This window comes from Nocardiopsis sp. NPDC055551 (assembly GCF_053619415.1).
In genome coordinates this window covers 282,046-301,956 of sequence record NZ_JBSHJJ010000005.1, presented here as the reverse complement: position 1 = coordinate 301,956, position 19,911 = coordinate 282,046, and the positions used below count along the sequence as shown (strand labels likewise).

Sequence of the window (19,911 nt, the reverse complement as noted above, 5' to 3'; positions counted from 1 at the left end):
GCGTGTCAAAGGACGCGGCCGGGTCGGGTGCGGTCGGCCAGGGCGTCGAAGCGGAACGTGTTGACCGGGTGGCTGGAGAGCAGGTTGACCAGCATGACGAAGAACCCGGTGTCGGTGTGCGCGCGTGCGGCGATGTCGTCGAAGTCCACGTCCCGGTACAGGTACTTGCCCGCGGCCAGGATCCGCAGCCCTTGGACCCCTTCGGGGCAGTACTCGTAGGCGTGGTTGTCGGCGGTGTACTCCTGGGCGCGTCCCAGGGTGCTGCCCACCCCGGGGATGATGTTGGCGACCGAAACCCCGAACTGCCGCCAGAACGACGTGTGTCCGGCGGCGATGTGGCCCACCTCGTGACCGATCACGAAGCGCAGCGCGTCCGGGTCACGGGCGCCCACCTCGAACAGGTCGCTGTTGACGGCGACGTAGCGGCGGAACCCGTGGCCGGACGCGAACGCGTTGACGACGCCGTTGCCGAGCACCACGTAGGCGTCGGGCACCTGGTGCATGCCGAAGCGTTCGGCGGCCTCGGTCACCATCCGGTACGCCTCGGGGAACTGTTCCTCGGTGATGCGCACCCCGTTGACCCGCTGGCGGGCGTAGAGCTGGCCCCGCACGAAGTACACCAGCGCGGGGATGCTCAGCAGCAGCAACGGCTCGTTGGGGTCACCGGACAGGGCACGGCTGACCGCGCCCGCGATGGTGAACAGCGTGACCAGGACACATCCCATCAGAATGGGTGTTTCCCGGTGATGTCGCAGGGACCGGCGCACACGGGGGTCACCCCATCGCCACGGGATGGCCCCCACGCGCGGTCAGTACCGGTACTGGGAGCCGGGCCGATCGTCGTCGACCCCGGGGGGCGGGGGTGCGTCGTGTGCTCCGCCCGCCGGAGGCGGACCGCCGTAGGCCGGACCGGCCGGGGGACCGGAGGGCGGCGGAGGCGCCCCCTCCTCGTCCATGAGGGCGGCCATGTCCGCGGACAGGGTCGACTCCTCTCCCCTGCCACCGTGCCACTCGTCGCGCGGCTCCCGATCCTGTTCGCCCATGACCGCGCCCATGTCGGCGTCGGCGGTGGACTCCACGGCGGGCTCGTCGGGCGCCGGCCAGGACGAGGCGAGGAACGCGCTGTCGTAGGCGTCGTTGCTCTCACCGAACGGCGATCCCGTGGGGGGCGGTCCGGTGAGCGGGTCCGACCCGCTCTCGGAGGGCGGCGGGAAACCCGCATAGGCGTCCTGCGGCCCCGAGGGCACAGCCATGTATCCGTCCGCCACAGGGTCCGGGGCGGCGTAGCCCCCGGAGGAGGCCATGCTCTCGCCGCCGCCGGTGTGGGCGCGCGGGTCCGCCGCCTCGGTGGGAGCGGGTCCGGCGAAGGCCGGTCCGGCCGGAACCTCGGTCGGCGGCAGGCTCGGCGTCGACGGGTTCTGGTTGTCGCTGCCCAGGTAGGACAGGGCGGCCACGGTCATCGCGGCGAGCCCGGCACGCAGCGTGGGTTCGCGGGCCGGCGAGAAGAACGGCGAGTGGTTGCTCGGGACGTTGCCCATCTTCTCGTAGGGCGTGTCACCGGGGGCCGCCTCCCACACGTCGTGCGGGGTGGCGCCCACGAACCAGAACACGTACGGGATGGGCTGCAAGTCCTCGGGCAGACCGAAGCGGCAGAAGTCCTCGGTGGCCGGGGAGGGATCCGGCAGGTGGATGACGTACTCCTCGCCGAAGTAGGCGAGGTGCGCGGAGGCGACGTCGGAGGTGCTCGTCGGGTCGTTGTGGGTGACCCCACTGCCCTGGAAGCGCTCGACCCGGGGTTCGCGGCCGGCGCCGGAGGCCGCGGCCTCGGCGCGCACGATCCGCTCGATCGCCTGTTCCAGCTGCTCGGTGACGTTCTCGTTCAGCGCCCGGGTACTGATCTCCAGGTACGCCTCGTCGGGGATGATGTTGGCCTTGGTGCCGGCCTGGATCCTGCCGACGGTGAGGACCGCCATCTCGCTGGGGCTGATCTCTCGGGAGACCACGCCCTGGAGGCGGCTGACGATGTTGGCCGCGATGAGCACCGGATCGACGGTGGTGTGCGGCTGGGAGGCGTGTCCGCCCTCGCCGAAAACGCGCACCCGGTAGGCGTTGGCGGCGCCGAGGATGATGCCGGCGCGGTGGGAGATGAGTCCGGCGGGCTGCGGGCCGAGGTGCTGGCCGAGGATGACGTCGGGGCGCCCGAACCGGTCGTACAGACCGTCATCGATCATGCCCTGGGCACCGTCGAGGGTCTCCTCACCCGGCTGGGCCACGATCATGAGGGTGCCGGCCCACTCCTGGCGGGTCTCCGACAGCAGGTCCGCGACACCGACCAGGCAGGCGGTGTGCGCGTCGTGGCCGCAGGCGTGCATGACGGGCACCTCGACGCCCTCGTCGTCCACCGCCTTGGCCGTACTGGCGTAGGGCAGCCCGGTCTTCTCCTCCAGGGGAAGCGCGTCCATGTCGGCCCGCAGCATCACCGTTGGCCCGGGGCCGTTGCGCAGGATGCCGACCACACCGGTTCCGCCGACGCCCTTGTGGACCTCGTAGCCGGTTCGGGTCAGCCATTCCGCGACGACACTGGCGGTGCGCTGTTCGGAGTGTGAGAGCTCCGGGTTCTTGTGCAGATCGACGTAGACCCCCTCCACGAGCGGGAAGATCTCGTCGAGGAGTCTCATGACCACGCTTCCGTGCTGAGCGGCACGGTTGGGGTCCACCGCGTGCGGCACGGTTTCCACCGCCTTCTTCGTTCTCGTCCTGGCAGAGGCTGCAAGGGGAACAGCCGCCTTCCTGCACCTTATCTTTGGGAGGGTCGCGGATTCACACCGGCGCGTCCCGTCCATAGGTCCGATGATGGGCACCTTGGGTGCACCGGTAAGTGCCATGGGTTAGGGTCTGCACACGGTAAGCCATCTCCGGTCCGCCTCCGCGCGGGCCCGTCGGGGCCCGCCCCACACCGCTTTCGGGGGATGCGACCGGCTCTGTGAACTTTTGCCGGATTCGTGCGAACCACTGGCGGACATGTGCATGTCTCAGTAAGGTAACGGATCATGTTCGCCGACACTCCTTCGGTGCCCCCGACGCGCGCCACGCGGCACCGGACCGGCCGGTCTCCCGCAACACCTGGCAGGTCGGTGCCCTCCCCCCGACCGACGAGTCCGGGGCGACGAAGAACAAACCCCACATCCCCGTACGACGGAGTCCCTAGTGGCCTCATCCTTGACCAGTCCGACGACCCCGCGAGCGAAGGGGGACCGGCGCGGCGCGAGCTCTGGTTCACCGAACGCCCGTCCACCGGAGAACGCGCCCGGTCGTGACGCCCGTCTGGACAACGCCAAGTTCATCCTGATCGCCCTGGTCGTCATCGGCCACGCGATCGAACCGCTCAGCGACTACAGGCCCTCCAGTGCCCTCTACTACTGGATCTACTTCTTCCACATGCCCGCGTTCATCATGATCAGCGGCTACCTCTCGCGGTCCTTCGACGCGTCGTCGAAGCGAGTGGAGAAGCTGTTCCTGTCGTTGGCGGTGCCCTATCTCATCTTCTGGACCCTGCACCAGACGTTCTACGCGGTCGAGCGCGGTGGTCTTCCCGACACCCTGTCGATCCTCAAGCCCACCTGGACCCTCTGGTTCCTGGTGGCGCTCTTCGTGTGGCGGCTGACCGTTCCGGTGTGGCAGCGGTTGCGTTGGCCCGTGGCCATCTCCCTGGCCATCTCGCTCTTCGCCACGACGACGGACCTGGGCACCACCCTGTCCGTGGGTCGTGTGCTCAGCCTGCTGCCCTTCTTCGTGCTGGGACTCAGCCTGCGCCGTGAGCACTTCGCCCATCTGGACCGGCTCTGGGTACGAATCTGCTCCGTGGTGGTCATGTTGGTGACGGCCGTCCTCGCCGTGCCGGTCTCCGACCGCTTCAGCCGGGACTGGCTGTTCTGGCGGGACAGCCTCACCGACCGCGACATCGATCCCCTCATGCCGAGCATCCTCATCCGGATGATCTTCATGGCCATCGCACTGGCCATGACGTTCGCGATGCTCGCGCTCACCCCCAAGCGGCGCACCTGGTTCACGTCGCTGGGCGCCTACACCCTGTTCGTGTACCTGGGTCACTCCGTGATCCTGCTCGTGCTCAAGGCGTCCCCCTGGCACGACGTGATGTCCGGAGCCGTGGGCCTGGCCACCACCGTCGCGCTCGGCGCCGGGATCACCCTGCTGTTGTGCACCCCTTGGGTGCGCAAGGCCATGGGGTGGGCGGTCGAACCCCAACTCACCTGGCTGCTCCGTCAGGACGACAAAGGGCTCGCCGGAGCGAAGGCCGACGCCGCCCGCGCGGCACCTGAACCCGGACCCGAGGAGAAGAACCCGGACCCCAAGGCCTCGGTATAGGGACTGTTCTGTGAACCGCGGGGGGTTACCCGTTCGGGCGCCGTCAGGCCCTGTTCTCTGGGAACCCGGGGAGGTGCCGGCGGTGGGATAGCACGCTTTTCGCCATCACACCAAAGGCGCCACGGTGTCTCCTCCAACCCATTCCTGACTTTTTGGGGCGCCCGAAAGAAGGAGGATCGTCGGCCGCCAGGCCGTCCGTTGAGGGTGGTGGCGGGCGACGGGTGGGTCAAAGCGCTAGCGGAGGCGCTAAAAGATACGAAAGAAGGGGCGGTGCGCACCGCCCCTTCTTTCATGCCGGAAGGTCCCGGGCTCAGTCTTCGGTTCCGGCCGAAGGAGCCGCGGCGAGTTCGCGACGACGCACCTCGAAGCGGCGCGTCTCCTTCCACAGCCGCAGTACCAGGACCACCTCGAAGAGGGCCAGAGCCAGGACGGAGAAGACCGCCACCGGGATGATGAGGCTGTTCAGCGGAGTGAAGAACGCCACGATCACGGTGATCGGGGCGACCACGCACAGGAACATCTCGAACTCGATGCCGCTGAACAGGTGCGGACGCACGCGGTGCCGCATCAGCAGGCCGCGGGCCCGCGGGTACAGGCCCTTGGACGACGCGGAGGTCGCCTTGCTCTCGGACTCGGCGGACTCGTCGTCCTCGGGATCGGCGGCCTGGGAGGAGGTCGCGTAGTCGTGCACCCGGTCGGCGTCACCGGAGGCGATCGCCAGGGCCTGCCTCATGGACTTGCGGGTCTTGGCGACCTGGGAACCGTTGAGGTAGCGCAGCAGGTCGAAGAAGACCACCACGGGCGCGACGATCAGGTAGGCGGGGTCGTCGGTGATCAACCACTGCCCGATGAGCAGCGTCATCACGCAACCGAAGAAGCGGATGCGGTCGAAGACGAAGTCGACCCACGCCCCGAAGATCGAACCGTTGCCCTTCAACCGGGCGATCTTGCCGTCCATGCAGTCCAGCACGAAGCTCAGGTGGAACAGCAGGGCGCCGGCCACCAGCCAGATCCACCCGGTGTCACCGGCCCAGATCGGAGCGAGGAAGCACAGGGCGGAGAACAACCCCAGTACCCCGGCGCCCAGTGTGAGCTGGTTGGGGGTGATGTTCGTGCGGTTCGCCGTCCACACCACCAGCCGGCCGGCCAACGGGTCGACCAGGAAGACGGTCCACCAGGCATCCTTGGCCTTGTAGGTCTCTTCCTTGACTTGCGCGAGAGTGAAACGCGACATGCTGGATTTCTCCTGAAGGGATCTGGTGTCCCCTGCGCCCACCGGCAGCGGCGTTGTGTCACCGGCTCCGGGCATGGGTCAGGCACCGGGTCGAGGTGGGAATCGAATCATCATTACAGACGGAGGTACCTCCAAGGTAGTCGGTCACGGCATACTTGAGTCGTAAGAGGGGGATCAACAGGGTGCCGCCGGCGCCTAACGGCGGAGTGGTCCACCCCCTTCGGTCTCGACCGAGGTAGAGGCATTGCGTTTTCTCAACGACCAGGTTCCCGATCAGGACCTGACGTACAGCGACGTGTTCATGGTCCCGGGCCGCAGCGCCGTGGGTTCCCGTCTCAGCGTGGACCTTTCGTCGCCGGACGGTACGGGGACCACCATCCCGTTGGTCGTGTCGAACATGACCGCGGTGGCCGGCCGGCGCATGGCGGAGACCATCGCCCGACGCGGCGGGATCGCCGTCATCCCACAGGACATCCCCATCGAGGTGGTGTCCGATGTCATCTCTTGGACCAAGCAGCGGAACCTGGTCTACGACACCGCCATCACCCTCAACCCGACGAGCACCGTCGGCGAGGCCCTCAACCTACTGCCCAAGCGGGCGCACAACGCGGTGATCGTCGTCGACGACGACCGGCGTCCGCTCGGTGTGGTAACCGAGGCCGACTGCGCGGGCGTGGACCGCTTCGCACAGCTGCGCGACGTGATGTCCGACGAGTTGCTGACCATCCCCGCGGGCACCGAGCCCCGTGAGGCGTTCGGCATACTGCACGACTTCCGCCACCGGTTGGCCCCGGTCGTGGACGAACAGGGCGCCCTGGTGGGTGTGCTCACCCGCACCGGCGCGCTGCGCTCCACGCTGTACACGCCGGCCGTGGACTCGGAGAACCGGCTCCGCGTGGCCGCCGCCGTGGGCATCAACGGCGACGTGGCGGGCAAGGCCGCCGAGTTGCTGGCGGCGGGCGCGGACACGCTGGTGATCGACACCGCGCACGGCCACCAGGAGAAGATGATCGCCGCGATCGAGAAGGTCCGCGCGCTCTCTCCGAACGTGCCGATCGTGGCGGGCAACATCGTCACCGCACAGGGCACCCGCGACCTCATCGAGGCCGGCGCCGACATCGTGAAGGTCGGCGTGGGCCCGGGTGCGATGTGCACCACCCGGATGATGACCGCGGTGGGCAGGCCGCAGTTCTCCGCCGTGCTGGAGTGCGCGGCCGCCGCCCGTGACATGGGCGGACACGTGTGGGCCGACGGCGGTGTGCGCCACCCGCGCGACGTCGCGCTCGCCCTGGCCGCCGGCGCCTCCAACGTCATGGTGGGCTCGTGGTTCGCGGGCACCTATGAGTCTCCGGGCGACGTCCTGCGCGACGCGCAGGGCCGCCAGTACAAGGAGAGCTTCGGGATGGCCTCGGCCCGCGCGGTGAAGCTGCGCACCGCCGAGGACTCGCCGTTCGAGCGGGCCCGCAAGGCCCTGTTCGAGGAGGGCATCTCGACGGGTCGGATGTACCTGGACTCCGAGCGTCCGGGTGTGGAGGACCTCGTCGACCAGATCATCGCGGGTGTGCGCAGCTCCATGACGTACGCGGGCGCCACCTCGCCGGCCGAGTTCCACGAGCGTGCCGTGGTGGGCGTGCAGAGCGCCGCCGGCTACAACGAGGGGCGCCCCGTGGAGAACGGCTGGTAGACCCCGGCCACGGCGGACGACGAAGGGGGGAGGGGCTTCGGGCCCCTCCCCCGCTTCTCGTGTTCAGGCGCCCGTCGCCCCGCCCTTGGCCTTGTACTCCTTCCGGTACGCCCCGCACATGCGGTCGGCGTGCCGGATGGGTTCGGGGATGCGGTACTTGGGTGACATCCGCAGGATGAGGTCGGCGGCTCCGGCCAGGTCCACCCGGTGGCCCACGGACACGTACACCGGCTTGGTGCGGCTCCGGGTGCGCAGGGTGCGGCCGATCACCTCGCCGCCTTGTTCGGCGAGGGTCTCGGTGTCCTCGACGAGTTCGGAGCGTCCGGCCACCATGGGGGTCCAGGAACCACGTTCCTCGCCGGGCAGGGAGTTCCGTCCGTAGAGCACCGTCTTGGCGGAGCCGACCACGCGGGCGTCGAGGAGGACGCCGAGGTGGCTGGCGATCCCGAAGCGGCGGGGGTGGGCCAGGCCGAAGCCGTCGCTGACGAAGACGTCGGGGGTGACGTTCAACCCCTCGATGGCCTTGAGGACCGGCGGCAGCTCACGGAAGGCGAACAACCCGGAGATGTAGGGGAAGGAAGGGGTGTCGGCGACCAGGGAGGTGTCGACGACCTCCAGGGTGCGTGCGTCGAGGACCACCGCGGCGGCGGCGAGTTCGGTGTCGCCCACCCCGTAGCTGACGTCCAGGCCACAGACCAGTTCCACCGCGTCGGCGTCGAGTGGTTCGGAGCGCACGCGGTCGGCGAGCGACCGTTGGCGGGCCACCGCCTCCTTGGGGTCCATCGGCCAGTTCTCCGGGTCGTCCAGTGCCTTGGCCGCCCGTTCGGCGATCTCCGTCATCGGTCCCCCACCATCTTCCGCCTGTCTGCCAGGCGCAGTCTAGGCCGTACACCTCGGGCCATGCCCCCGTACACGGCCCGAGGTGGATCAGTGCGCGGCGCGTTCCACGGTGAACGGCTCTCCGTTCGCAGGGACCCCCACCCCGGCCCAGGTGAAGGGGAGACCGCCGGCCCGGTCCGGGTCGGCGTGGTCCATCAGTTGGAAGTGCAGGTGCGGTTCGGAGGAGTTGCCGGAGTTCCCGCACTCGCCGATCTTGTGGCCCGCGACGACGTGGTCGCCCTCCCGCACGGCGACGGAACCCTGCCGAATGTGGGCGTAGGCGGCGTACACACCGTCGCCCAGGTCGAGGATCACGTGGTTGCCGAGGATGCGACCTGGTCCGCCCAGGGCTCGGACGAAACCTTCCAGGAAGAGGTAGAGCAACCCCGGATAGGAGTTGCGGCTGAGGTGGTCGCGCTGTCCGTCCGAGGTGTGCACGACCGTGGCGTCGGCGACGGCGAACAGGGGCGCCCCGAAGGACGGGAAGTCGGCGGCCGGGCGCATGACCGGCCGCCAACCGTCGACGATCGGGCGACCGGAGTCGATGAGGATGTCGATCGCGAAGGTCTGCCCGAGGCCGTGGGTGCCGTGGCTGGGCACCTTGTCGGAGGGTCCGTTGAGTCCGGTCCACTCGCCCTCCACCGGTGGCGCGACCTCGATGGGGGGCAGGTCGATGCGGCGCGAGGTCCGTCGTCCGGCGAGCGCCCCGCACGCCATCGCGGCGAGGTAGAGGGCGAGCGCCGGCACGGCGACCAGGAAGCCCGCGTAGCCGGGGATGGGCGCGCCCAGGTTCGACGCGATGACCAGCACGAACACCACGGCCGTCAGCACGAAGAAGATCCGTGTCAGCACGGCACCCGTCTTGCGCAGCCTCACTTCGTTCATGGCCCCTCCTTGTCTCGTCCGCCCTGTCCACAGGATTACGCAATTACGTATCTATTGCAATAGATACGGGAAAACGAGTGAACCTGTGCGGGAGACCACAGTCCCGGGCGATCGCGGCGCGGGTTCGACACAGTACGGTGGAACCCGAATTTGTACTGACTGGTCAGTTCAAAAATAGGAGGACACCAGGAATGCGTCGGGCCACCGGAGCACGCGTGCACGCCGAGGACGTCACGCTCACCACCCGTGAGGGCCCCGTCTACACGGGGGTCGACCTCACCGCCCGGCCGGGAACGCTCACCGTCTTCCAGGCGGACTCCGGCGGAGGCCGCAGCTCCCTGCTCCTCACCCTCACCGGGCGTATGCGCCCCACCGGGGGCGAACTGCACGTCGACGGCCACCCGCTGCCCGAACAGGCGCGCAAGGTCCGCCGCATCAGTGCCCTCGGCCTCATGGACGACGTCAACGTGCTCGACGAACGCCTGCGTGTACGCGAACACCTCTCCGAGGCCCGCCTGCTGCGACTACGCCCCGCCGCGAGCACCGTCGCCGACGAGGCCATGGCGGCGGTCGGCCTGTCCGACCTGGACCGGAGCACCCTCATCAAGGAACTACCGATGCCCGAACGCCGACGCCTGGGCATGGCCCTGGGACTGGTGCACGAGCCCCGCCTACTGGCGGTGGACGACGTCGACGGCGGGCTGAGCCCCCAGAACCAGGCCGCCATGTGGCGCACCCTCAAGGACCTGTCCGACGAAGGACTCACCGTCATCGCCACCTGCGCCGACGCCCGGGAACTGGCCACGGTGGCCGATCACGACACCCAAGGACCGATCCCCATCCGGCAGCGCGACCGCCGCGAGGGAGGCGCCCACCGTGTCCAGGACTGACCGGACCCCGCGCCCGCGCCCGCTGGCCGTCCCCCGCCTCGGGCTGCTCACCATGCGGTCCTTCCTGCGGTCGCCCCTTCCCACCGCCGCGCTGGCCGCCCTGACGCTCATCCCCCTGCTCTACTCGGGGATGTACCTGTGGTCCTTCTGGGACCCCTTCGACCGCATGGAACACCTGCCCGTCGCCCTCGTCGTCGAGGACGAGGGGGCCGAGGTGGACGGTGAGCGGATCAACGCCGGCGAGGAACTCTCCGACACCCTCCTGGAACGCGGTGACCTCGACTGGCGCCTCGTCGACGCCGACGACGCCGCCCGAGGCCTCGCCGGTGGCGACTACTACGTCACCCTCACCGTCCCCGACCACTTCAGCGAGTCCCTCACCTCGCCCTCGCGCGAGCGGGAGGACCCCACCACCGCCCTGCTCGTCGCGAACTACAACGACTCCAACAGCTACATCGTCCGCCAGCTGGCCGGCAGCGCCTTCAACGAGATCCGCCAGGCCGCCGCCTCCTCCGCGATCAGCGACTACCTCGACCAGATCTTCCTCGGCTTCAACGAGATCCACGACAAGACCGAGGAGGCCGCCGACGGGGCCGACCGGCTCTCCGAGGGCGCGGGCGACGCCGAGAGCGGTTCCGGTGAACTCTCCGACGGCATCGACGACGCGCACACCGGAGCGGGCTCCCTCGACGAGGGGATCGGCGACCTGTACGAGGGTTCCAAGACGCTGGCGAGCGGCGCCGGCGACGCCTCCGAGCAGGTCTCCGCCAAGGTCGACGAGCTGGACACATTGGCCGACGACGTCCTCCCCCGGGTCGAGGAGGACATCCCCGACATCCAGGAGCGCGCCGAGCTGATCGCCGACGTGGCCGCCGGGGTGAACGACGCCCTCGACGAACTACCCGAGGAGATCGACGTCTCCGGCATGGAGGAGGTCGACGGCCGCCTCACCGCCTACCTGGAGGAGAACCCCGAGCTGGAACGGGAACAGCCCGAACTGCACGTGCTGCTGACCGACCTCCAGGACGCCATGGACACCGCCCTGGACGTGGCCGGGTTCGTCGACGACAACCGCGCGCAGATCGACGCGACCGCCGACGACGCCGCCGCGCTGAGCGAGCGCGCCACCGAGATCGCCGACGACCTGCCCGACATCGTGGGCCAGGCCGAGGACGCCCGCGATCAGATCGACGAACTGGACGAGGGATTGGCCGACCTGGCCGAAGGCGCCGGGAAGCTCCGCGACGGGCTGTCCACCGCGTCCGAGGGCGCGGGTGAGCTCAACACCGGTCTGGGCACCATCGGCGACGGCGCGGGCGACCTGCACGACGGGCTCGGGGAACTGTCGTCGGGCTCCGACGAGCTCGCCTCCGGCCTGGCCGATGGGGTGGAGGAGATGCCCACCTACTCCGACGACGGGCGGACCACCGCCGCCGAGATGATGAGCGACCCCGTCCGGCTGGACAGCGAGGTCGACAACGAAGTGCCCGACTACGGCACCGGATTCGCCCCGTTCTTCGTACCCCTGTCCCTGTGGGTGGGCGCGATGGTCGTGTTCATGGTGTTGCCGGCCCTGTCCGACCGCGCCCTGGCCTCGTCCGCGCCGTCCTGGCGGGTGGCGTGGGCCGGTCGGGTGGCGCCCATGGTGCTCGGCTGGGCGCAGGTGGCGGTCATGATGGCCGTCCTGCACCTGGGGTTGGGCCTGGAATCGGTGAACTGGCCGCTGATGCTGGCGTTCCTGTTGCTCACCGCGTCCGCGTTCGCCGCCACCGTGCAGTTCCTGACCGTTCGGCTCAAGGCGGCCGGTCGTGTGGTGGCGCTGGGGCTGCTGGTGCTCCAGTTGACCTCCGCCGGTGGCACCTATCCGATCGAGACCAGCCCGGGCTTCTTCCAGGCCATCGGGCCCTACCTACCGTTGTACTGGGGTGTGACCGCGATGCGGCACCTGATCGGTGGCGGTGACATGGCGTTGGTCGCACAGGCCTTCGGGGTGATGTCCCTGTGGTTGGTGATACCCCTGTTGTTGACGTGGCTCGCCGTGGCCCGCAAGCGCTCATGGACGATGTCCACGCTCCATCCGGCCTTGAGGATTTGACCGGCGGGCACAATGGAGGCGATGAACGTGCAGACCCCGGGCCCGGCCCGACGTGTGGGAGGCCGCCGCGAGGCGACCCGACGCAAGCTCTTCGAGGCCGCCGTGACCCTGGTGTCCGAACAGGGATACGGCGCCACCACGGTGGACGAGATCGCCGAACGGGCGGGAGTCGCCAAGGGCACCGTCTACTACAACTTCGGGGGCAAGGACGAGTTGTACGCCGCCCTGCTGGAATGGGGCGTGACCCGGCTGGCCGACACCCTGCGGCAGGCCGTCCCAGGTCCCGAGGTCGAGCCCCGCCAGGCGCTGACCGAAGTGCTGCGGGCCGGTGTGGTGTTCATCGGCGCCCACGAGGCGCTGGCCCGGCTGCTCATGGCGGAGACCTGGCGCACCAACCGCTCCTGGTACACCACCGTCCGACAGATCCGCACCCAGGCGATCGGGGTCATCACCGAACAGCTCGACGCGATGGTCGAACGTGGTCTGACCCGGCCGGACCTGGACACTTCACTTGCGGGATCCGCCCTGTTCGGCATGGTGGTGACCGTGGCACTCGACTGGCGGACGCTCCAACCCGAACGTCCCGTGGAGGAGATCCACACCACCCTTGCGCACGTGGCCGACGGATTGATCGGCTCCCCCACCCCGACGCGCTGAGCGTCACCCCCACCCCGCGCGAACCCGGAAGGACTCCCCCGACATGGCCGACCTCTATCCCCTGTTGCCGGCTCTGGCCGGAGCGATCATCCTGTTGGTCGTCGCCCGGGACACCCGAATGGAGCTACGCCTGATCAGACACGGCGTGCGGGCCAAGGCCCGGGTCATCGGCTACCACGAGACCTCGGTCGCGTCCCGGATGATCGTGCAGTTCCAGACCGAGGACGGCAAGGAGGTCCACGCCGAGCACGAGAACACGGGGTGGACCGCCTCCCGCGCGGGGGAGATCGTCACCGTCTCCTACGACCCGGACAGCCCCGAGCGGGCCCGGATCGTCTCCGCCCCCTGGTTGAGCCACTACGTGCGGGCGCTGTTCGGCACCCTGGGTCTGATCCTGGTACTGGCCGGGATGTTCCTCGGTTATCTGAACTGGAACGAGACCCCCTGAGGCTCATACGGGGGTGGGCCGCCGCTCCGGTGGGCCGGGGTGTTCGGTGTCGGGCGCCGAGTAGCGCACCAGACGTCCGGGCAGCCCGCCGTCCAGGGTGGCGCGGGTACGGACCCGGGTCCCGCAGACCAGGTCGACCAGTCCCGTGCCGTCGGAGCGCACCAGCGCGGTGCAGGCGTGCAGGGCGACCACGATCAGTGACCACCACCCCAGGCCGAGGGCGATGAGCGCCACGATGGGCGCGTGCAACAGGAGTGTGCGCGCCAGGACGCGGTGCCGGGCGGCCGGGCGGGCCGCCGTGGGTTCGGTCAGCGCGAGACGGACGGCGGAGCACCCCGGGGTGGACCGATCGCGACGCAGCAGGGGCAGGAAGAGCGAGAACACCACCGCCAGGCCGAGGAGCATGGCGGCGCGCACCTCGTTCTCGGCTCCGGGTTCGACCACTCCATAGGCGTGCGCCAGCGCGACGACGAGGGCCGATCCGTACCACCACGACCCCAGGTCCAGCAGGACGCCGAGAACCCGGCGGGTGAGGTCGGGGAGGCCGCGGTCGGGCACCGCGCCCGGCCAGGAGCGATGCGGACCCCACGGCCACAGCGCCGGCACCAGGCGGGCCAGGAGCCACCCGAGGAGGACCCCGGCCACGGCGATCCCCGTGAGCGCGCTCGCGTCGTCGGCGTAGGAACAGGGGTAGAGGCCCAACACTCCGGTCGCCCGGATCGCGGTCACCGCCAACGCCAGTGCCGTTCCCAGGGCGATGGTGACCAGGAGACCTCGACGGAAGCGGGCGCGGGCCAGGATTCCGACCGGGAGGAACACCCCGAGGGCGAGCAGGGCCGAGCCCACGTCCAGGGCGGGTGCCGGTCGAGGCACTACCGGGCACAACCCGTCGATGGAGGTCGGCAGGGGCCAGACCGCGTAGGCGGCCAGACCGATTCCGCTGAGCAGCGCGGCCAGTGTGAGCTGTCCGGGCCAGCCGACCAGGCGACCGTAGCGCCGGTGTTGTCCGCGTAGGTAGAGGGCGGACCCGATCACCATCAGCAGTGGCAGGCCGACCACCGCCACGTCGATGGAGGCCTGTCCCCCGCCGAACGCCTGCCCCATGGTGTCCCTCTCCCCGTTCCCGCGCCTCCGGGCCGCAACGCTAGTACGGACGAGGGCGAGGTGGGCACGGTACCGAGTTTTTGGAACCCCATACCCATTGGTACGACGGTCGTATGTACCGGTGAATAACTGTTGTCGTACCCCTATGGCCGCATGTGACCTTTGTCCTATAGTCGTGCGCAACATCAGCACCATACTCACCAGTAGGTGGCAGACCAGCACTTGTATGAACATTTCACCGGTTCATGGCAGACTGCCTCCACCCCCGGATAATCCGGCGTTTCCCAGCCGAGATAAGATCCCCCAAGCCGAAAACCCCCATATGTGGTTACTCTGCGGCAAGACCGTGTCACCCACACCCCAGGAGGGGCACGGCGTCTGGGCGGGAGGCGGTGTGCACACGCCGGTCGCGAAGAGCGACGAGGCGGACACGCCCCCGAGCCCGAATGACTCACCCCATGACGCGGAGCGACAGGAGCATCGTGCAGGCAGTACCGAGAAAACGTGGGCGTACGATCACCGCCCGTATCCGCGCCATGGTCATGATCCCCACGACCGCCCTGCTCGTGCTGTGGCTGGCCCTCACCATCGTTCTCAGTGGTGACGCGGCCTACCAGATCATCCGGGCCAAGGGCACCGAGGATCTGCTCACCCCTGCCGCGGTCGGCCTCGTGGACGCCATGACCGAACGCTCGGCCACGATCGCCTATCTGGAGAACCCCGACGACGCCGACCTCTCCCAGCGGATGGTCGAGGCCCGGCAGAGCACCGACGAGTCCCTCGGTGTGATCGTCGAGGACCTCATGGGCTTCGCCGACCTGGCCCCCGGTGACGGCGGCATGCACATCGAGATGCTGTACGGCATGTACCAGGACATCGACCAGACGCGCGAGGCCATCGACTCCGGTGACGCGGGCCGCGACGACGTCCTGGACTACTACAACGAGCTCATCCAACACGGCTCCGACAGCTTCGACAGCCAGGGCCGCACCGGTAACGACGGCGACGCGGTCAACCCCGGCTTCAGCGCGGTGTACATGTTCCGCACCGTGGACATCCTCGCCCAGGCCGACGCCCAGATCGCCCGAGGCTTCGCCACCGACGAACTCAGCGTCGAGGACCAACGCGAGTTCACCGCCATGATGGGCTCCTACGAGGCGTTTCTGCACGCCAACGCCCCCTACCTGGGGGGTCCCGGCCAGCAGGAGCGCTACGAGGCCGTCCTGGAAAGTCCCGAGTACGCGGCCCTGCAACAGATGCGGGCCGAGATCTCCGGTCGTGAGGTCGAGACCGAGACCACCACCGACCCGGTCACCCTCGCCCCGGAGACCGTCGACGACCTGTCCATGCCGGTGGACGAGGCCGCGTGGGACCAGGCCTACGGGCACGTCCTGACCGAACTCACCGCCCTGGGCGCCGACGAGGCCGACTACACGGCCACCGTGATCCGCAGGGACGCCAACCGAGCCGTGATGCTCGCGGTCGGCGGCAGCCTCAGTGTGGCCGCCGTGGCCGGTGCCGCCTTCTACCTGGCACGGCGTTCCTCCCGCAACCTCACCGAACGCCTGCTGACGCTGCGAGACGAGTCGCAGTCGCTGGCCGAGGAGCGTCTCCCCTCCATCATGGGGCGCCTGCACCGCGGCGATCGGGTCGACACCACCACCGAACTCCCCGAGCTGCGTGTCGAGGACGACGAGATCGGTGACGTCGCCAAGGCCTTCAACACCGCCCAGCGCGCCGCTGTCGACGAGGCCGTGCAGCAGACCGAACTGCGTCACGGCATCAACCGCGTCTTCCTCAACATCGCGCACCGCAGCCAGACCCTGGTCCACCGCCAGCTGCGCCTGCTGGACAAGATGGAGCGCGAGCAGGAGGACCCGGAGCAGCTCTCCCAGCTGTTCAAGCTGGACCACCTGGCGACCCGTTCGCGTCGTAACGCCGAGAACCTGCTGATCCTCGGCGGTGAGGCCCCCGGTCGCACCTGGCACCGCCCGATGCCACTAATCGACGTCCTGCGCGGCGCGATCTCCGAATCCGGTGACTACACCCGGGTCAAGCGCGAGCGCATCGCCCGGGTCGACCTCAACGGCCCCGCCGTCGCCGACGTCATCCACCTCGTCGCCGAGCTGGTCGACAACGCCGCCATGTTCTCACCCCCGCACACGAACGTCCGGCTGAGCAGCGATGACGTGCCCAACGGCGTGACGGTCGAGATCGAGGACCGCGGCCTGGGCATGACCGAGAGCGAGCTGGAGTCGGCCAACTCCCTGTTGGCCGAGCCGCCCGAGTTCGACGTCATGAGGCTCAACGAGAAGATGCGTCTGGGTCTGTTCGTGGTCTCGCACCTGGCCCACCGCCACGGCATCCGTGTGCACCTGCGTCCCTCGCCCTATGGCGGTGTGCAGGCCATCGTCCTGCTGCCGCAGGAGATCATCTCCGGTGACCGCACCCCGCTGACCTCCTCCCAGGACTCCAAGGAGGACATCTGGGAGGTGCGCGAGATCGTCGATCGCACCCCCGAGGCCGCCCTGGAGTCCGGTCGGACCGACGGTGAGGGCGACACCGACAAGCCGTTGCTGACCTCGGTCGCCACTCCGGTCGAACCGAGCACGGGTGAGGACGTCCTGGCCGGGCCCGGGGACGAGCGTCCTCCGCTGCCCACCCGCGGCTCCCGGATCAGCGCCGTGCCCGACACCTCGACCGAGGCCAAGGCGCCATCGACCCCGTCTACTCCGTCTGCTCCTTCGGCCCCGGAGACGGTGCCGGCCGGCGGTGGCCGACCGGCGCTGCCCAAGCGACGCCCACAGGAGAACCTCGCACCCCAGTTGGCCGACGACCCCTCCTCCGAGGGCTCGGGCGGACCCGCCTCCGGCTCACGGGACGTGACCCCGCACGCGCTCGACAGCTCGGAACGGCTGGAACGTCTGCGCAAGAACATGTCCGCGTTCCAGAGGGGGACGGACCGTGGACGACGTGAGGGCCGGCAGAACACCAACGACACCGACAAGGACTCGTAACCGTGACCAGTATCGAAAGCGCAGGCGGGACCGCCGGCAAGAAGGACATCGACTGGCTGCTCGACGAACTGCTGGACCGCGCGGTCGGTTCCCGGCACGCGATCGTCCTCTCGGCCGACGGCCTGCTCATCGGCCGTTCCCGTGACCTGGTCAAGGAGGACGCCGAGCACCTGTCCGCCGTGGCCTCCGCGTTCCAGAGCCTGGCCCGGGGCACCGGCCGCCACTTCGGCGGCGGCGAGGTACTCCAGACGGTCGTCGAAATGGAGCAGGCCTACCTGTTCGTCACCGGTGCGGGACGTGGCGCCTGCCTCGCCGTCCTGGCCGAGGAGAGCGCCGACGTGGGACTCATCGCCTACGAGATGAACGTCCTGGTCGAGCAGGTGGGCCGTTACATGGACGCCGCGCCTCGCCATGAGGGCGCTACTCCCGAAGCCAACCGATAGGGGTCGGTATGCAAGCGCATGACGAGTTCCCGGGCGGTATACGTCCCGTCCCACCCCAGCGTGACGTGGTGGGCGACTACGGCGAGGATTCCGCCCCCGAGGAGGCCGGCCCGCTCGTACGCCCCTACGTGATCGCGCAGGGCCGCGACCACGCGGACACCGTCCAGTTGGACATGATCAGCGTGGTGATCGCGGCCAAGCGGGCCGAGGTCGACGAACTGGCCCTCGAACCGGAACAGCTGCGCATCCTGGAGCTGTGCCGAAAGCCGCAGTCGGTGGCCGAGGTCTCCGCTCACCTGGACATCCCGGTCGCCGTGGTCAAGGTGCTGATCAGCGACCTGCTCAACCGGGGCCTCGCCCTGGCCAGAGCCCCCTACAAAGCAAAGAGCCCGGTGAGCCGGGACGTACTCCAGGCGGTACTCGATGGCATCCACAGACTCTGACCCTGGCACCGAGGCCCCGGTTCCCTCGGCCCTGAAGATCCTGGTCGCCGGTGGCTTCGGCGCCGGAAAGACCACCCTGGTCGGCGCGGTCAGCGAGATCGCCCCGCTCAGCACCGAGGAGGTGATGACCGAGGCCAGCTACGGGGTCGACGACCTGTCCGGGGTGGAGTCCAAGTCGACCACCACGGTGGCGCTGGACTTCGGCCGCATCACCATCAACGAGAGCCTGGTGCTGTACCTGTTCGGCACACCCGGCCAGGAGCGTTTCTGGTTCATGTGGGAGGAGCTGTCGGAGGGCGCCCTCGGCGCCATCGTCATCGCCGACACCCGTCGCCTGGAGACGTGCTTCGCCGCGGTGGACTTCTTCGAGCGTCGCGGCGTGCCGTTCGTGGTCGCGGTGAACTGCTTCGAGGGAGCCCACCTGTACGAACCGGAAGAGGTCCGCGAGGCGTTGAGCCTGAACCCGGAGATCCCGGTCGTCCTGTGCGACGCCCGCGACCGGAAGTCCGCCAAGGATGTGCTGCTGACCCTGGTCAACCGCGTCGCCGAGAGCGTCAGCGCCTGACGGCCCCGGATCGTTAGGCGGTGGACACCCCCCACTTCCCCTGTACACGCGGGCCTTCCGGGTAAAGTCGGGGCGACGAAACGGAGTGACGTTTCGTGTACCCGACGACCCTGGATCCGTCTCGGGCGGGCCAGGACGAAGGTGGGAGTTCCCATGAGACGTTTCGACCTGCACGACAAGATCCAGAAACTGGACGCCGAAGCGGACTGCGAGGAGATCGTCCGCCTCCTGGGAACGCGGGAGTTCCCCTGGGACATCGAACAGGCTCTGGGCCTGGCGCTGTACCGCACCTACGCCATGCCCAGCGTCGGACAACTGCTCGGTGACACCCATGAGTTCACCGAACGCACCCAGCACCGCTACGACGACACCGCGCTGATCCTGAACGACATCATGGAGCACGGTTTCGGCCCCGGCCGCGGCCGTGACGCGCTGCGTCGGATGAACCAGATGCACCGCTCCTACGAGATCAGCAACGAGGACTACCTCTACGTCCTGAGCACCTTCGTCGTCATGCCGGTCCGCTGGCTCAACGACTACGGTTACGGATGGCGCCGCCTCACCGACCACGAGATCGCCGCGAGCACCAACTACTACCGCAAGCTCGGCAAGCACATGGCGATCAAGGACATCCCGGAGACCTACGAAGAGTTCCGCCGGCTCATGGACTCCATGGAGGCGGAGCACTTCGCCTACACCGAGGGCGGCCGCGCGGTCTCCGACGCCACCCTCGAACTGATGGTGAACTTCTACCCGTCCTGGCAGCGCCCGCTGGTCCGTCCCTTCACCAAGGCCCTGTTGGAGGACGGCCTGATCAAGGCGTTCGACTACCCGGAACCGTCCGCCTTCTGGCGCAAGGCCAGTGACCTGGCGATGAAGGGCCGGGCCAAGGTGGTGCGGCGGATGAAGCCGCGCGAGGAACCGCGTTGGGCCCGGATGAGCCCCAACATCCGCATGTACCCCGACGGCTACGACCCCTCCCGCATCGGCACCTTCCCCAAGGGTTGCCCGGTCCCCCACGACATGCTCACCCAGGAGGTCGCGGCCACCGGAGCGAGGGTCCCCGCTCCCGGCCAGGCCATCACCCCCGAACGGCGTTGACGCCCCCTCCCCCGCGGGGCCCTTGAGACATGAGCCGGACCCTGGGCTGGGCATCGCCTCGCACCGGACCTACGCGGTGC

The 19,911-nt window shown here is 69.0% G+C and carries 17 protein-coding genes; 11 read left to right on the top strand and 6 right to left on the bottom strand.

From position 1 onward, the window contains the following. Window positions 1–5: 5 nt before the first annotated feature. Together ACWGSK_RS11730 and ACWGSK_RS11725 are read right to left on the bottom strand one after the other, a co-directional pair. Window positions 6–725: a M48 family metallopeptidase gene (locus ACWGSK_RS11730; protein WP_358513320.1), complete on the bottom strand. Its 720-nt coding sequence runs from the start codon at window positions 723–725 to the stop codon at window positions 6–8. An 84-nt stretch (window positions 726–809) separates the two neighbouring features. Further along, window positions 810–2,738: an amidohydrolase gene (locus ACWGSK_RS11725; RefSeq protein WP_452455808.1), complete on the bottom strand. Its 1,929-nt coding sequence runs from the start codon at window positions 2,736–2,738 to the stop codon at window positions 810–812. Window positions 2,739–3,219: 481 nt separating this feature from the next. Between ACWGSK_RS11725 and ACWGSK_RS11720 the strand changes: the two genes are divergently transcribed. Then, window positions 3,220–4,386, top strand: a complete 1,167-nt coding sequence (locus ACWGSK_RS11720; RefSeq protein WP_452455807.1) for an acyltransferase family protein — start codon at window positions 3,220–3,222, stop codon at window positions 4,384–4,386. Window positions 4,387–4,696: 310 nt separating this feature from the next. On the opposite strand, the gene ACWGSK_RS11715 is transcribed toward ACWGSK_RS11720, so the two are convergent. After that, window positions 4,697–5,620 carry a CDP-alcohol phosphatidyltransferase family protein gene (locus tag ACWGSK_RS11715; protein ID WP_452455806.1) on the bottom strand — a complete coding sequence of 308 codons (924 nt, stop codon included), beginning with the start codon at window positions 5,618–5,620 and terminating at the stop codon, window positions 4,697–4,699. A gap of 244 nt (window positions 5,621–5,864) precedes the next feature. Here ACWGSK_RS11715 and ACWGSK_RS11710 point away from each other — a divergent pair, with 244 nt between their 5' ends. After that, the gene (locus ACWGSK_RS11710; protein WP_358513328.1) at window positions 5,865–7,304 is read left to right on the top strand and encodes a GuaB1 family IMP dehydrogenase-related protein; all 1,440 of its coding nucleotides are present in this window, start codon (window positions 5,865–5,867) and stop codon (window positions 7,302–7,304) included. A gap of 63 nt (window positions 7,305–7,367) precedes the next feature. Here ACWGSK_RS11710 and ACWGSK_RS11705 read toward each other — a convergent pair whose 3' ends face one another. Then, window positions 7,368–8,144: an endonuclease V gene (locus ACWGSK_RS11705; RefSeq protein ID WP_452455805.1), complete on the bottom strand. Its 777-nt coding sequence runs from the start codon at window positions 8,142–8,144 to the stop codon at window positions 7,368–7,370. 87 nt (window positions 8,145–8,231) lie between these two features. Continuing rightward, window positions 8,232–9,068 (bottom strand): M23 family metallopeptidase, encoded by an 837-nt coding sequence (locus ACWGSK_RS11700; protein ID WP_358513333.1) that lies wholly within the window; start codon window positions 9,066–9,068, stop codon window positions 8,232–8,234. 191 nt (window positions 9,069–9,259) lie between these two features. Here ACWGSK_RS11700 and ACWGSK_RS11695 point away from each other — a divergent pair, with 191 nt between their 5' ends. The 4 genes from ACWGSK_RS11695 to ACWGSK_RS11680 are packed head-to-tail and all read left to right on the top strand — an operon-like array spanning window position 9,260 to window position 13,158. Beyond that, window positions 9,260–9,958: an ATP-binding cassette domain-containing protein gene (locus ACWGSK_RS11695; RefSeq protein WP_358513335.1), complete on the top strand. Its 699-nt coding sequence runs from the start codon at window positions 9,260–9,262 to the stop codon at window positions 9,956–9,958. Window positions 9,959–10,010: 52 nt separating this feature from the next. After that, window positions 10,011–12,053 (top strand): YhgE/Pip domain-containing protein, encoded by a 2,043-nt coding sequence (locus ACWGSK_RS11690; RefSeq protein WP_358513365.1) that lies wholly within the window; start codon window positions 10,011–10,013, stop codon window positions 12,051–12,053. 12 nt (window positions 12,054–12,065) lie between these two features. Beyond that, the gene (locus tag ACWGSK_RS11685) at window positions 12,066–12,710 is read left to right on the top strand and encodes a TetR/AcrR family transcriptional regulator (RefSeq protein ID WP_358513337.1); all 645 of its coding nucleotides are present in this window, start codon (window positions 12,066–12,068) and stop codon (window positions 12,708–12,710) included. A 43-nt stretch (window positions 12,711–12,753) separates the two neighbouring features. Next, a complete protein-coding gene (locus ACWGSK_RS11680) occupies window positions 12,754–13,158 on the top strand; it encodes a DUF3592 domain-containing protein (RefSeq protein ID WP_358513339.1) in 405 nt (134 codons plus the stop codon). 3 nt (window positions 13,159–13,161) lie between these two features. Here ACWGSK_RS11680 and ACWGSK_RS11675 read toward each other — a convergent pair whose 3' ends face one another. Then, complete coding sequence (locus ACWGSK_RS11675) at window positions 13,162–14,262, bottom strand: antibiotic resistance protein VanZ (RefSeq protein WP_452455804.1); 1,101 nt, start codon at window positions 14,260–14,262, stop codon at window positions 13,162–13,164. Window positions 14,263–14,720: 458 nt separating this feature from the next. Here ACWGSK_RS11675 and ACWGSK_RS11670 point away from each other — a divergent pair, with 458 nt between their 5' ends. The 5 genes from ACWGSK_RS11670 to ACWGSK_RS11650 all read left to right on the top strand — a co-directional run bounded on the left by ACWGSK_RS11670 (window position 14,721) and on the right by ACWGSK_RS11650 (window position 19,831). Continuing rightward, window positions 14,721–17,279 carry a nitrate- and nitrite sensing domain-containing protein gene (locus ACWGSK_RS11670; protein ID WP_452455803.1) on the top strand — a complete coding sequence of 853 codons (2,559 nt, stop codon included), beginning with the start codon at window positions 14,721–14,723 and terminating at the stop codon, window positions 17,277–17,279. Window positions 17,280–17,281: 2 nt separating this feature from the next. Then, complete coding sequence (locus tag ACWGSK_RS11665; RefSeq protein ID WP_358513345.1) at window positions 17,282–17,722, top strand: roadblock/LC7 domain-containing protein; 441 nt, start codon at window positions 17,282–17,284, stop codon at window positions 17,720–17,722. Window positions 17,723–17,730: 8 nt separating this feature from the next. After that, the gene (locus ACWGSK_RS11660; RefSeq protein WP_452455802.1) at window positions 17,731–18,165 is read left to right on the top strand and encodes a DUF742 domain-containing protein; all 435 of its coding nucleotides are present in this window, start codon (window positions 17,731–17,733) and stop codon (window positions 18,163–18,165) included. After that, a complete protein-coding gene (locus tag ACWGSK_RS11655; RefSeq protein WP_358513349.1) occupies window positions 18,146–18,730 on the top strand; it encodes a GTP-binding protein in 585 nt (194 codons plus the stop codon). Before ACWGSK_RS11660 ends, ACWGSK_RS11655 begins: the two co-directional genes overlap by 20 nt. Before the next feature lie 153 nt (window positions 18,731–18,883). After that, window positions 18,884–19,831, top strand: coding sequence for an oxygenase MpaB family protein (locus ACWGSK_RS11650; protein ID WP_452455801.1), 948 nt, complete (start codon window positions 18,884–18,886; stop codon window positions 19,829–19,831). The last annotated feature ends 80 nt before the right edge of the window (window positions 19,832–19,911 follow it).

Coding starts and splice junctions, on each gene's coding strand:
- ACWGSK_RS11660 (WP_452455802.1), top strand. CDS start 17,731: ATGCAAGCGCATGACGAGTTCCCGGGCGGTATACGTCCCGTCCCACCC.
- ACWGSK_RS11715 (WP_452455806.1), bottom strand. CDS start 5,620: ATGTCGCGTTTCACTCTCGCGCAAGTCAAGGAAGAGACCTACAAGGCC.
- ACWGSK_RS11655 (WP_358513349.1), top strand. CDS start 18,146: ATGGCATCCACAGACTCTGACCCTGGCACCGAGGCCCCGGTTCCCTCG.
- ACWGSK_RS11700 (WP_358513333.1), bottom strand. CDS start 9,068: ATGAACGAAGTGAGGCTGCGCAAGACGGGTGCCGTGCTGACACGGATC.
- ACWGSK_RS11650 (WP_452455801.1), top strand. CDS start 18,884: ATGAGACGTTTCGACCTGCACGACAAGATCCAGAAACTGGACGCCGAA.
- ACWGSK_RS11730 (WP_358513320.1), bottom strand. CDS start 725: ATGGGATGTGTCCTGGTCACGCTGTTCACCATCGCGGGCGCGGTCAGC.
- ACWGSK_RS11675 (WP_452455804.1), bottom strand. CDS start 14,262: ATGGGGCAGGCGTTCGGCGGGGGACAGGCCTCCATCGACGTGGCGGTG.
- ACWGSK_RS11705 (WP_452455805.1), bottom strand. CDS start 8,144: ATGACGGAGATCGCCGAACGGGCGGCCAAGGCACTGGACGACCCGGAG.
- ACWGSK_RS11685 (WP_358513337.1), top strand. CDS start 12,066: ATGGAGGCGATGAACGTGCAGACCCCGGGCCCGGCCCGACGTGTGGGA.
- ACWGSK_RS11690 (WP_358513365.1), top strand. CDS start 10,011: ATGCGGTCCTTCCTGCGGTCGCCCCTTCCCACCGCCGCGCTGGCCGCC.
- ACWGSK_RS11680 (WP_358513339.1), top strand. CDS start 12,754: ATGGCCGACCTCTATCCCCTGTTGCCGGCTCTGGCCGGAGCGATCATC.
- ACWGSK_RS11670 (WP_452455803.1), top strand. CDS start 14,721: ATGACGCGGAGCGACAGGAGCATCGTGCAGGCAGTACCGAGAAAACGT.
- ACWGSK_RS11695 (WP_358513335.1), top strand. CDS start 9,260: ATGCGTCGGGCCACCGGAGCACGCGTGCACGCCGAGGACGTCACGCTC.